The organism is Steroidobacter flavus (assembly GCF_042651805.1).
Classification (GTDB): Bacteria; Pseudomonadota; Gammaproteobacteria; order Steroidobacterales; family Steroidobacteraceae; genus Steroidobacter; species Steroidobacter flavus.
Map to the genome: position 1 here is coordinate 1944851 of NZ_JBHSDU010000015.1, position 12601 is coordinate 1957451.

The 12601-nt window shown below is 61.8% G+C and carries 13 protein-coding genes; all 13 read right to left on the reverse strand.

Going from position 1 to position 12601, the window contains the following annotated elements; all coding sequences use genetic code 11:
* Nucleotides 1-36: 36 nt before the first annotated feature.
* The 13 genes from ACFPN2_RS35485 to ACFPN2_RS35545 all read right to left on the reverse strand — a co-directional run bounded on the left by ACFPN2_RS35485 (nt 37) and on the right by ACFPN2_RS35545 (nt 12507).
* Complete coding sequence (locus tag ACFPN2_RS35485) at nt 37-1827, reverse strand: flavin-containing monooxygenase (RefSeq protein ID WP_380605593.1); 1791 nt, start codon at nt 1825-1827, stop codon at nt 37-39.
* A gap of 17 nt (nt 1828-1844) precedes the next feature.
* Nucleotides 1845-3935: a PQQ-dependent dehydrogenase, methanol/ethanol family gene (locus ACFPN2_RS35490; protein ID WP_380605595.1), complete on the reverse strand. Its 2091-nt coding sequence runs from the start codon at nt 3933-3935 to the stop codon at nt 1845-1847.
* Nucleotides 3936-3946: 11 nt separating this feature from the next.
* Nucleotides 3947-4240, reverse strand: coding sequence for a putative quinol monooxygenase (locus tag ACFPN2_RS35495; RefSeq protein ID WP_380605597.1), 294 nt, complete (start codon nt 4238-4240; stop codon nt 3947-3949).
* A gap of 9 nt (nt 4241-4249) precedes the next feature.
* The gene (locus ACFPN2_RS35500) at nt 4250-6598 is read right to left on the reverse strand and encodes a TonB-dependent receptor (RefSeq protein WP_380605599.1); all 2349 of its coding nucleotides are present in this window, start codon (nt 6596-6598) and stop codon (nt 4250-4252) included.
* A gap of 234 nt (nt 6599-6832) precedes the next feature.
* On the reverse strand, nt 6833-7294 hold the full coding sequence (locus ACFPN2_RS35505; RefSeq protein ID WP_380605600.1) for a mismatch-specific DNA-glycosylase: 462 nt from the start codon (nt 7292-7294) through the stop codon (nt 6833-6835).
* Between the two features lie 38 nt (nt 7295-7332).
* Nucleotides 7333-7992 (reverse strand): DMP19 family protein, encoded by a 660-nt coding sequence (locus ACFPN2_RS35510; RefSeq protein WP_380605601.1) that lies wholly within the window; start codon nt 7990-7992, stop codon nt 7333-7335.
* Between the two features lie 29 nt (nt 7993-8021).
* A complete protein-coding gene (locus ACFPN2_RS35515) occupies nt 8022-8366 on the reverse strand; it encodes a ribosomal maturation YjgA family protein (RefSeq protein WP_380605602.1) in 345 nt (114 codons plus the stop codon).
* Nucleotides 8367-8424: 58 nt separating this feature from the next.
* On the reverse strand, nt 8425-8886 hold the full coding sequence (locus ACFPN2_RS35520) for a GNAT family N-acetyltransferase (RefSeq protein ID WP_380605604.1): 462 nt from the start codon (nt 8884-8886) through the stop codon (nt 8425-8427).
* 6 nt (nt 8887-8892) lie between these two features.
* A complete protein-coding gene (locus ACFPN2_RS35525) occupies nt 8893-9969 on the reverse strand; it encodes an alpha/beta fold hydrolase (RefSeq protein ID WP_380605605.1) in 1077 nt (358 codons plus the stop codon).
* Nucleotides 9970-10021: 52 nt separating this feature from the next.
* Nucleotides 10022-10717 (reverse strand): DUF1223 domain-containing protein, encoded by a 696-nt coding sequence (locus ACFPN2_RS35530; protein WP_380605607.1) that lies wholly within the window; start codon nt 10715-10717, stop codon nt 10022-10024.
* 79 nt (nt 10718-10796) lie between these two features.
* Nucleotides 10797-11504: a polyprenyl diphosphate synthase gene (uppS, locus tag ACFPN2_RS35535; RefSeq protein WP_380605609.1), complete on the reverse strand. Its 708-nt coding sequence runs from the start codon at nt 11502-11504 to the stop codon at nt 10797-10799.
* A gap of 39 nt (nt 11505-11543) precedes the next feature.
* Complete coding sequence (locus ACFPN2_RS35540) at nt 11544-11927, reverse strand: winged helix-turn-helix domain-containing protein (protein ID WP_380605611.1); 384 nt, start codon at nt 11925-11927, stop codon at nt 11544-11546.
* The gene (locus tag ACFPN2_RS35545; protein WP_380605613.1) at nt 11917-12507 is read right to left on the reverse strand and encodes a hypothetical protein; all 591 of its coding nucleotides are present in this window, start codon (nt 12505-12507) and stop codon (nt 11917-11919) included. The genes ACFPN2_RS35540 and ACFPN2_RS35545 overlap by 11 nt, the downstream gene beginning before the upstream one ends.
* Between the last annotated feature and the right edge of the window lie 94 nt (nt 12508-12601).

Below are 12601 nucleotides of genomic sequence, written 5' to 3' on the forward strand. Positions count from 1 at the left end.
CGGAGCATTTGAGCAATCCGCTTGGCAGGATGTCAATCAACGCTCGGCGAGCGCCAGCTCGAGTCCTGACAGGTCGGCTTTTTGTCGCCAATTGTCAAGCACACGAATGTAAGCCATGGGCCCGGGAGCGTAGAAATCGTTGAGCGCCACGTGGCGCGGCCGCTGGCCCTCGTAGTTGTAGTACCCCGGCGTGCAGGTTTCGAGAAACGCCTGCCGGCCGGCGGCGCCATCGACGATCTGCTGAACCCACTCGTTCTGCGCCTCGAGCGTCGGTTGCACCGTCGCCACATCTCGCCGCAAGCCCTCGGTGATGATGTGCACGATGGTCTTGGTTTGCTCGTCGGCCGTGTGCACGTAGTTCACCGCGGCTCCCGCCTGAGCGATGCTGACCATGAAGAAGTTCGGAAAGCCCCGCGTCATGATCCCGTACAGCGTGCGACGACCTTCCTCCCAATGCTTGGTGAGCGTCACCGCGCCCGGGCCGGTCACTTCCATGCCGGCTTCACGGCTGTACTCGGTGAGAAAGTCGAAACCGGTGGCGAAGATCAGGCAATCGAGCGGATGTTCGCGGCCCTGCACGACCACGCCGCGCGCAGTGATGCGCTCGACGCCTTTGCCCTGCGTGTCGATCAGCGACACATTGGGACGATTGAACACCTCGAGATACTCGTCGTGAAAGCACGGCCGCTTGCAGAAGTAGTGGAAGTAAGGCTTGAGCGCTTCGGCGGTGGCCTGGTCCTTCACGACGGCTGCGACGCGCTGGCGCACGGCTTCCATCTTGCTCATTTCGGCGAGCCTCACCGCATCGGCATCCACGACAGGCGTGCCGTTCTCGAGACGAGGCATCACATGGCGAATGATGTCCGTCCAGCTGTCCTGCACGAGATCGACCGGCACATGCTCGCCACCGACGAGCGCGGTGAAGTTATCCCGGCGCTCACGCGCCCAACCGGGCTTGAAGGTCTCGAGCAATCTCGGATCGGTCGGTCCGTTATTACGGACATCGACCGACGATGGCGTGCGCTGAAACACATAGAGGTGCCCCGCCGCCGCGGCGAGCTGTGGAATCACCTGAATGCCGGTCGAGCCGGTGCCGATGATGCCAACGCGCTTGTTCGCGAGCCCGGTCATGTTGCCGCGTTCATCGCCGCCCGTGTACGCGTAGTCCCAGCGACTGGTATGGAAGGCGTGACCTTCGAAGTCCTCGATGCCGGGAATGCCGGGCAGCTTCGGATTGCTGAGCAACCCGGTGCATGACACGACAAAGCGCGCGGAGATCAGATCGCCGCGATCGGTGCGAATATCCCAGCGCTTGCGCTGCTCATCCCACTGCACGCTCAACACTTGCGTCTGAAAGAGCGCGGACGGATAGAGATCGAAGCGCTCGGCGAGCTTGTGACAGTGCTCGCGGATCTCGGGTGCGTTCGGATAACGCAGCGACGGCTGATAACCGAGCTCTTCGAGCATCGGCAAGTAGATCAAAGCCTCAACGTCGCAAGCGGCGCCCGGGTAGCGATTCCAGTACCAGGTGCCGCCGAAGTCAGCGCCCTTCTCCACGATCCGAATTCGCTTCACGCCTTGCTCGCGCAGGCGACCCGCCGCGAGCAAACCCGCGAAGCCGCCGCCGATGATCAATACGTCGACCGCTTCGTTCAACGCGTCGCGCTTGAAATTCGGATCGGCATGCGGATCTTTGGCGAAGTTCGCGAAGCGTCCCTGCAGCGGCTGAAACTGCGCCATCGCATCGGTGCGCCGACGCTTCTCACGCTCCTCGGCGTACTTGCGCTCTAACGCATCGACGTCGATGTTGTCCGCATTGGAAGTCACGTCGTCCCCTCAATCGATCACGGCTGAGTCGGAGGCGATGGCTCGGTCGATGTGCTCGCCGCGATCTTCGCCTTCAGCGCGATATACGAACGAATGTCCTCGACTTGCTCCGGCGACAGCCAGCGAGAGAAACCGATCATGCCTCTCGACTCGAGCGCGCCGTCCCTCACAATCGCGCGCCACGCGTCGCGACTTGCCAGTGCGCCGGAACGACGCAAGTCCGGAAGCACGCCTGCCGATTGAGCGCCAGCACCGTGGCAGCGATAGCAATTCTGTGTGTAGAGCAGCCGGCCGCTGTTGACCTGCGTGTCGGTGAACCGCTCCGTTGGAGGATTCAACGGCGCAATTCCGCCTTCAACCTTCGGCAGCTGCGCCTGGCCATCGAGACGAAACGCCAGCACGCGACCGTTGGGCCGGAACGTCGGTTTCTCCGCGCCTTCGCCGATACCGAACCCGCCGCCGTAGCCCGCCACGACCGCAACGTATTGAGTTCCGCCGATCTCATAGCTCACCGGGCCGGCGATGATTCCGTCCTGAGCTTTGAAGTTCCACAACAACTGACCGTCGTTGGCGCGACGAGCTTCGAAGCTGCCGGCGCCGGTGCCTTGAAACACCAGATTGCCTGCCGTCGCCAGCACGCCGCCGTTCTGCAAGCTGTCGTGCGCAATCGACCACACTTCTTTTTGCGCGACCGGATCCCAAGCGACGAGCCGGCCCTGGAAACTCGACGTCGCATTCTTCAATTCGAGCGGATCGTCCGGCGGCGTCTGCAGCTCCGAACTGATCGCCGTGTTCCACGTGCCCGGACGGAACGTGAACATCGGATCGTTGCCGTACATCATCACGAACTGATACGTCGGCAAGTACACGAGCTGCGTGCGAGGATCGAATGCCATCGGATGCCAGCTGTGTCCACCGAGCGCCGATGGATACATCGCGAACGGCTTCTCATCGTAGCGTGCGGCGGGATTCTCGATGGGCCGACCGGTCGCCGGATCGATGCCGCTCGCCCAGTTCACCGACACATAGTTCTTCGCTGAAATCAGCTTGCCGCTGATCCGATCGATCACATAGAAAAAGCCATTCTTCGGCGCCTGCATCAGCACCTTGCGATCGCGGCCGTCGAGCTTCAGCGTGGCGAGGATGATGGGTTGCGTGGCGGTGAAGTCCCAGCTCTCGGCGGGCGTTTGTTGGTAGTGCCACTTATATGCGCCCGTATTTGGATCGAGCGCGACCACCGACGACAGAAACAAATTGTCGCCCTTACCCTCCGAGCGCACTTTGTGATTCCACGGGCTGCCGTTGCCGACGCCGATGTAGAGCTGATCGAGCTCCGGGTCGTAAACGATGGCGTCCCACACCGTGCCGCCGCCGCCATAGTCATACCAGCGTCCTGCCCAGGTGCTCAGTGCCGCCTTCTTCAGAATGGCATCGGACGCGGCGCCATCGGGTGGCGCTTTCGGATCGCCGGGCACGGTATAGAAACGCCAGACCTGTTTGCCCGTAGCGATTGCATACGCAGTGACATAGCCGCGCACGCCGTATTCGGCGCCCGCATTGCCGATGATCACTTTGTCTTTCACGATGCGCGGCGCACCGGTGATCGTGTAGGGCTTGGCGGGATCGGTGGTTTGCGCGGACCAGACCGGCTTGCCAGTCTTCGCATCGAGCGCAATCAATCTGCCATCGAGTGCGGCGAGGAAGACACGTCCGTTCGCCACGGCCACGCCGCGGGTGACGACATCACAACAGGCGTCGAAACCCACCTTGCCTGCGATCTTGGGATCGTAGCGCCACAGCTCACGGCCAGTGATTGCATCGAGCGCATACACGCGCGACCAGGCCGTCGACACATACATCACGCCGCCGATCACGATGGGCGTGGCCTCCTGGCCCCGATTCGAATCGAATTCGGCGGACCACGCCAGGCCGAGCTTGCCGACGTTGTCGGCATTGATTTGTTTGATCGGGCTGAAGCGCTGTTCCAGATCGGTGCCGCCATGGACGGGCCAATCGACGGACGGCTGATCGGCCAGCGCGCTGGTCGCAAACCACAAGCCCAGCAGCGCAGCGCCGCCGGAAAGAGTACGGACGCGGGATATCGGCATAACGGAAATCTTCAATAGCGGTGCTGAAAGGGCCGCACTTCCGGAGGGTCGCTGACCAGCTCGTCCAGTTGCTGGAGAAAGCGCGCGACGTACGGTTGTTTCATATGGCTGTCGAACGCCGCCTGCCCGGCCCAGCGTTCGTACACCATCCACGTGTTCGGATCGTCGCCCGACTGATTCAATTCACAAATCGCGCAGCCGGGCTCCTGACGCGTCGGCTTCACGAGCTCTTTCAGCGCCGCGCCGAGCTGGTCGGATTTCCCGGCGCGGGCCTTCAACAGAACGATGTTCGATAGATCCGTCATGGCGCGATCTCAGAATTCCGTGCGAATCGCGATGCCGTAGGTGCGCGGCATGCCGAACGTGGCGGATTCAACCGAGAAGTTCTGCGCGCCGGCCGAGCCGCCGGTGTAGTACAGCTTTTCTGTGAGGTTCTTACCGAACAAGCTGACCTTGATGCGGCTGCCGAACATCTCGGCCCAATCGATGCGCATGTTCAACAGTGTGTACGACGGCAACTTCGTGCCGGGCTGAATGGTGCCGCCCAGGTTCGAGAAGTAGAACGACGACTGGTTGTAAACATCGACGTGATAGCTGAGCGAGCCCCTGTCGTTCGGCAGGCGCCAGGTGGCGTCGGCATAGATCGAGCCCGAGAACTCCGGCACGTCGCCGAACGGACCGTAGGTCACCGTGCTACCGAACAGACGCGAGTCCGCCTCGGTGAATTCGGCGTTGGTATAGGTGACCGAACCGCCCAGGCGCAGCCAGTCGAGTGCGTGCACATCCACGTCGGTCTCGACACCCCAGATCTCGGTCTTCGGCACGTTGATGGTGGCGGACGACGCCGTGCCGCCGATCACGACATAGGCGGTCTTCTGGATGTCCTTCACCCAGCTCTTGTACACGGCGAGGTTGGCGCGCACGGGCACATCGGCGATGCCACCGTCGAACTTGATGCCACCTTCCAAATCGCGAACTTCTTCCGGCTCGAAATAGTTGCCGCCCGGGTCGTTGGCCGCGGTCAGCGGAGTCGCGGTCGGCGGATTGAACGGATTGAAGCCGCCGCGACGCCAGCTGCCGCGCGTCGTTGCATAGACCAGCACATCGGGATTGATGCGATAGTCGAGCGACACGGTCCAGCTCGGATCTTCCTGCGTCACTTCCTGCGGATTGCCCGCACCGAACAGCGAGCGCGCGTCTTGCCGCATCGTGATCTTTTCCGACGTGTAGCGGCCGCCGAGCGTGAAATTCATTCGATCGGTCAGCTTGTACGTGCCCTGCGCGAAGCCCGCGTAGGTTTCGTTGCCGGTGGTTGCGTTGTAGGCCACCGCGACGTTCGCGGCCCCGAGCCACAACGGCGAGAAATACGTTTCCTTCGAGTCGAGGTAGAACACACCGACCAGATATTCCAGGCGCTCGTCGAACGCCGTGCCCTGCAACTGCAGCTCGTCCGAATACGTTTTGGTGGTGCTGGTTTCGATCGGCAGGTCACCGCCGGTCCGGGGCGCATTTGGCGCGTACTGCTGGATGAACGGATACGGCGAGTAGTCCGTGTCGTAGCTGATGGCGTTCTTCGAGTACGAGTAGCCGAAGATGTTCTTGATGGAGATCGTGGGCGACACTTCCAGCGTGGTCTTGTTGATGACCATGTCGCTGTTGGCTTCGTGGGTGAAGTCGCCGTTCTGATTGATGACGTACTTGCCCTGCGAGCGCTGGAACTCCGGCAACGATTGGAAGCCGCCCGCGTAGACGTAGCCGTTCGGATAACCGGGGATCAGCGTGCCATTCAACAGGTTGTTGAAGAACGGCTGATTGGCCGGCGAATAGGTGCACGAGTTGAAGCCGGACGGCTCACCGCACGGAATCGTGTAGTACGCGGTGTTCGGCGCGTTGGTGCCGCTCGTCTCGCCGATCTGCACCGTCGTCACGTTGCTCAACCCGTCGAACGGCCGTGCATCGATGGTGATGCGGCCCGAGCGCTCGTCCTTGTCGCCCAGCTTCTGGTTGTCGTAGAGATTGCGCACGAAGGCGCCGCCCGACGTCACCGTGCCGGCAAAACGCACCAGCAATTTGTCGGAGATGAATGGCAGATCGAGCGCGGCCTCGCTGATCATGCGGTCGAAATTGCCGTACTGGAGCGACGCGTAGCCGCCGAACTCGTTGCCCGGCGTCGCGGTTTGGAACAGCACCGCGCCACCGGTCGAGTTGCGACCGAAAAGCGTGCCCTGCGGGCCTTTCACGGCCTGCACGCTTTGCAGATCGTAGAACGGTGTGGACGACATCACCGGAAACGGCACTTCGTTGATGTACGGCTGCACACCCGGAGGCGAGCCGGAGTACGCGTCGACCGACTCGCCGCGAATCACGTAGTTCAGCTGATTGCTGTTGTTCGACGAACGCACCACGACGCCCGGCATGGCGAGCTGCAAGTCGGCCTCAGTCTTGATGCCTCGTGTCTCGAGCGCCGCCGCGCTCAACACCGACACCGCCACCGGAACATCCGCCAGCGCCTCCTGCCGGCGCCGGGCCGTCACGACCACCTGCTCCAACTCCGCGCCGCTATCGACCGCCGCCGCTGCCGTCTCCTGGGCCATCGCCGCTGTCGACCCCAGCAACCCAGCCAACGACCCCACCGCCAAGCCCAACGAAACGCCCGTCCGCATCCGAAGATCTCCCCGTAAAACCCATCGTCGCCGCCCCCGGCCATGGCGACCGGTATACGACTCATTTGTGGGCAGCAGTGTGGCCCATCCTGACGGGCCAGTAAGGTGCAGGGGAAGGCGGATCACGCCACGATTGGTGCGCGACGTGACAGGGAGGTGGGGTCAGGGACCTATACGACGCGACAACGCCTCGAGTCTTCCGTCGATACCGTGGAGAGCGGTTGCATGCCTGGTCTAACTCCGGTTCCGTACCAGTTCTGCAAGCTCATGCCACCGCTGAACCTGCCACCAGCGACGAGCTGCACCCGACGGTGACGGGAGTACAAATAATTGCGAGGAACCCACGACCTCTTCGAGCAGGCCGTACTCGAGCGGCCGCTCGAGAAATTCCTCTGCCGCGCGTTTGCTGGTGAACGCAACGACGGACGGCTGGAACTTCAGAATCTTCTGGCGCAAGGCCTCTCTGCCGAAGTGCTCTTGGCGAAGGATCACGTCATTCCCGGAAACATTCTTGGCCAGATCAGTGAAGCCGATACCCAAGGCCGCAGCACTCAAATACTGCTCAGGCTCAAACCGGCTGGGCGTCAGCCCGATCTCATGCAGCGTTCTCCAGAACGCGTTACCGACTCCCGCATAGTACGCCCCACGAAGCGCCGATCTGCTCCCAACTGCAGTCCCGCAGAACACTACTGCCATGCGTGGTGCGAGACTGTCTCTAAGGATCTCTTTCTGATTCACAACGTGCCGTCGCCGAGAAGATGCTTCGTGACGTATTCATCCAACGCCTCTTCGACCCTTCGCGCTTCACGGAGTTCTCGCTGTGTAGATCTAGCGTCGGCACCCGTCCATGACTTGATCAGCCCTCCTATGACATCAAGAACACCGGGCTCCCGCTCCCAGTCAATCCTGTTCATTCTTCTCACCATCTCCAGCATTTCAACAGCCCCAAGCGTCTGGAGCGCTTGCATGCAATCGACGACGTGCTTCGCGTATCCATTGTAGAAGTAGCTCGGCAGCCCGCCATTGCGAATACAGAAAATGAGCCGGGTGATCGTGAACCAGACTCGCTCAGGCTCGGATAGCGAATCGTAAGTCGCGTTACCCTTCTGCTCGATTTTCACAAAGGCCAGCTCGCGCTCAGACTGAATGAGCGTAGCTTGCATCTTCGCCGGCCCCGGAAGCGAAGAGACCGCACGAATGAACGACTCCGCAGACTCGTGGGAAGGCAAAGGTATTGCGACAGCCTCGCCGTCGAATACGCACCGATCCACAAAGCGCTTCGCTTCGCCGAGATCGACCCCAGCATGAAGCTGCACAAGCTTTATGATTTCAACAGTACCCACACTGGTCGACTCCCAGAACACCGGCTCTATTGAGAGTCGAACCGTCGCCACGCCGCTTCTCCTTCCAGCCAAGTCCCTATCTACGCCTGAACAAAAGCATCGACCACCGCCCCGATCAAAACGCCGACGGCATAGGCCGCAATATCGAACCACGAAAACGTGGAGCCAAGCGCCAGGTGGCCGATCGTTGTGGCTCGAACTGCGTTGAGCCACGGCGCTTGATAGAGCTGCGAGAACTCCACCAAACACGAGATAGCAAAGGCGACGACTGCAAGGCCAACGGTCGAAGCGCGCGGCTTCACGAAAGCCAGCCCTACGAAAACCATAGTCGCCCACAGCGCATCGCCTGGATACTTGCCGAAGATCGAAGGAAACAAAGACGGGAACTGGCGTGAAGCCAGCCCTAGCGCAATGACTGCGACCATACACACGAGCAGCCACAACCTGCTTCGGGATGTTTCTATCGACGCCGGCAGCACAGCGCTACAGCTCATGAGCATAAACGATAAAGCCTTTGTGCTCAGCGACTTTATCGTACAGCGCCCGGCCGTTGACGTTCGAGGTCTGCGTCTGCCAGTACACACGGGAGCACCCGGCTTGCCGGGCTGCTTCGTAGACGCTCAGGATGAGCTGGCGGCCGACGCCCTGGCCGCGCAGGTGCTCGACGGTGAAGAGATCTTGCAGATAGCAGATGTCGTTGAGACGAGTGGTGCTGCGATGGAACAGATAGTGCGCCAGACCGACGATCTGATCCTGGGAGCAGGCAACGAGTGCCCGGACAGGCTCACCAGGGTCGAAGAACCGCTCCCAGGTGGCAGCAGTAATCGGCTCCGGCAGGGCCGTTTCGCCGGCCCGGCCGTAGAACGCGTTATAGCCATCCCAAAGCGGCCGCCAGCCAGCATAGTCGGGGCGCTCGATCGGGCGAACGAGAAGGGAATCGCGCATGGTGGGTTACCTGACGGCAGCGCGCTCCGACTGTTGCAACAGTTCGATCAAGTGTTGTTCCCACACCTTCGCAATCGTATGCGTACCGTGCCCGACCGTATCGGGGCCGAGAGGAATGACGATGGCCTTGCCATTGGGCACGCGTTTGATTTCGCGCTCGAGGATTTGCAACTCCGGCGGATTGATCAGGTCGTCCGCGGAATTGATCGCGACCAGCGGCGCGCGGATCTTTTCCAGGCTCGGCGACGGGTCGTAGTCCTGCGAGGCGGAGAGCTGATAGAGCACGTCGTTGGCATCCGCCGTTTTGAAGGCGTCGGCAACATACGCGTCGAGCACTTCATCGCTGCGCTGGAGCGTGGGCATGTTGTGTTGGCGAATCACCGGATTGCTGCCCATCAGGAACAGCATCTGTTCCGCGGTCCGCAGCGACTGCGGCTGTTGTTTGTAATTGCCCTGCTGCCATTCCGGGTCGTTGCGAATGGCATCGATGATCACGCGGCGCCAGACCCGATTGCGACCGGAGATCGGCCCCGGCAGGCTGGCCAGCGGCATGAGCGCATCCATGAAGTCCGGATACTGCTCGCCCCACATCCAGCTCTGCATCCCGCCCATCGAGGTGCCCATCACCAGGCGCAGATGATTCACCCCCAGTTCCTGCAGCAGTCGATACTGAGCTTCGACCATGTCGCGATAGCCATAGCGGGGAAAGCCGGCGCGCTTGCCATCGCTCGGCTTGCTGGACTTACCGTGGCCGATGCCATCCGGAAGAACGATGAAATATTGGGTCGCATCGAGCACGCCGCCGGCACGAAACAATCGCTCCGAGAAGTCCGGGCGCAGAAATTGAGCGCCGCTGCCGCCCGTGCCATGCATGATCAGCACTGCGTTCTTTGCTTTGCCCTGAGCGTCACGTTCGAGCTTGCCGATGGTTCGGTAGTGCAGACGCAGCTCGGGCAGTACTTCGTTCGATTTGAAACGGAAGTTCTTGACGACAACGTCGCCTTCCACCGGCGCGGGAAAGTTCGTCTGCGCCATCAAGGGCACGGCGAACAGACACAACAGCAGCGGAACGATTCGAATCATGGCGGCTCCAGGACGCGACGGGCGACCGCTCATTTAAATCGCTACAGCCCGCTCAGCGCAATGCCAGCGTCGCGGCTCCGGCGACTGCGCCTTGATTTTTACGTTGGAGGATGACGGCCACGCCACTCGCGTCGCGCGGCAGGTCGGACAGTGGCGCGATCATGCGCTGAGGCCGGCCGTTCCAGGTGCCGAGCCGCTTGAATGAACGAACTACATTGAAGTGTTTCAAGGTGCGGTGAGCATTCTCGCCGCCGTCGATCCGGGCGGTCGCTTCGCTGAGATAACTGACCAGATACACATCCATCGATTCGCGCCAGGCTTCGAGGAAATGAACGTACAGATCGTTGCCTTCCCTGGACAGCGACATCCGCAGCGCGTCCCGATCGCCTTTGACGGCCCGCTCCACTTCCAGGCGGTTCGATCCCACCAAGCTCGTGTCGCCGCTCACCACGATCTGTGGTGTGAACGCCCCGGACTTGGACAATCGCCGCACGTAGCCACGCTGCCGCTGCGTGGCCTCCGGGATCGAAAAGCGATCCTGCCAGCCCCCGTCATCCCAATAGTCGACGTGATAGGCCAGAGCGACGATGCCCGGCTTGCGGGCCAACTCGCCCAGCAAAGCATCCGCGGGCGGGCAGGAGCTGCAGCCTTCGGACGTGAACAGCTCCACGACGACGGGATGCGCCACAGCGCCCGCCGACAGCACGAGGCCGACCAAGGTCAGCCACGCCTTGAATACGGTTCTCACGAATGCCGTCCCGATGTCCCCTGCCGGTCAGTCAACGCTCGATGCCGGCTTCTTGTTGCATGAGAGAGCCTGCCAGGGCTCACGCATGCTGAGCCCGCACCGGCTCCGTCGGCTCGATGCGTCCATACCGCCGGTCCCTGCGCGAAAACTCGGCGAGCGCCGACTGGAAGTCTTCCTCCCCGAAGTCCGGCCACGCCCGCGACACGAAATGCAGCTCCGCGTAGGCGCACTCCCATAACAGGAAATCGCTCATGCGCTGCTCGCCGCCCGTGCGGATCAGCAGATCGACCTGGCTGACCGGAAGGGAGTTGTCGACCACCGCGAGCTGGCGCGCGAATCTTTCGTGATCGGTGGAAACGAGCAGGCCGAACGAGCGACACACCTGCATCAGGCTCCATTGCGCCGAGTAGTCGATCGCGATTCGCAGAATCATCCGGGTGCAATGGGCCGTCGCCTGTTCGGCCGCTTCGATGAGCGAGATCAGCCGAGGGTCGAGCCGATCGCGGCGCCCGATGATGTTGAGTCGGATCGACTGTTCCAGGCAGCGGCTGGTTTGTTCTTTCAAATAGCGACGGAACAACCCGAACAACGCTCGCACCTCGCCTCGTGGCCGCTGCCAGTTTGCTTGCGAGAACGCGTACAGCGTCAGCACGTCGACGCCCTGGCGCGCCGCTGCTTCCACTGTTCTATCGACTGCTTGGGCGCCGGCGCGGTGCCCCGCCGTTCGAGGCAAGCCCCGTTGGGTTGCCCAGCGTCCGTTGCCGTCCATGATGATTGCCACATGCATTGGCGAGTGCTCTACATTGCAGAGTGAATGGATGAAAAATCAGCCGCGGGTCGCGCGAATGACCGCTTCCACATGATCGAGATAGCGGTTCAACGCAGCCCTGCCCTGCGCGGTGATTTGATAAGCGGTGCGCGGCCGGCGATCTTCGAACGACTTCGTGCAGTTCAGATAACCGGCGTCCTCGAGCTTGCGCGCATGCCCGCCGAGATTGCCGTCGCTGATGTCGAACAGGCTCTTGAGCTCGTTGAACGTCATTTCTTCGCGAACCGCGAGCGCGCTCATGATGCCGAGCCGGACCCGCTCGTAAATCAAACGATCGAACTTCGACTCGCCGTCGCGCGTCGTCGATGCCACGGTGGCGAGCTTGCGTTGTTGATGCGCGCTCGCGCCGGCGGGCGTTCGTGCTTTGACTTTAGCGGCCATGGGCGTCTCGACCGATCAGGATGCCGAACAGAATATGCAGACCGCCGAAGCCGAGACCGAGCAGCGCGACGTGCAACGACTCGGGAACCATGAACGCGATAACACCCAGCGCGACGAAACAGGCGCCCATCCAGGCCACGATCATCTTGATGAAAGCGCTCGCCGAGATCAGCGAACACCCATACAACAGCAACCAGGCGCCCGGGATCGCGCCGATGTCATTCGCTTTCCACAGCACGGCAGTCAGCACTGCGCCGGCGAACAGGCAGGGAATGAGCCCGAGCAACAGCTTGCGCCCCGGCGTCCCGGTCGCGATGAAAGAAACGACTGAAGTCGAGCGGGTCATCAGCAATGCGCCCGCGAGTGCGGCAATCGGGCCGGCCGCCACCCAGATGGCGAACCAGTGCTGGGCCAGATCCGGCAATAACGACAGCACCATCGCCGCCAGCCCGACCATTCCCATCGCAATGCCCGCCGAGCCCGGCACCGCAACACAACCCGCCGCGTCCATCGATTCGCGGATATACCGCAGCGTCGCCATCGCATGCATATCCAGACTGACGGTTTTCGCTGACGGCATGTTGGCAACCTCGCAAGGGGGCGCCGCCAAATTACGAGCGGGCCCTCAGGCCGTCAAGTACTCTGCGATGCAGAGTTTGTGATCAATTATGGCG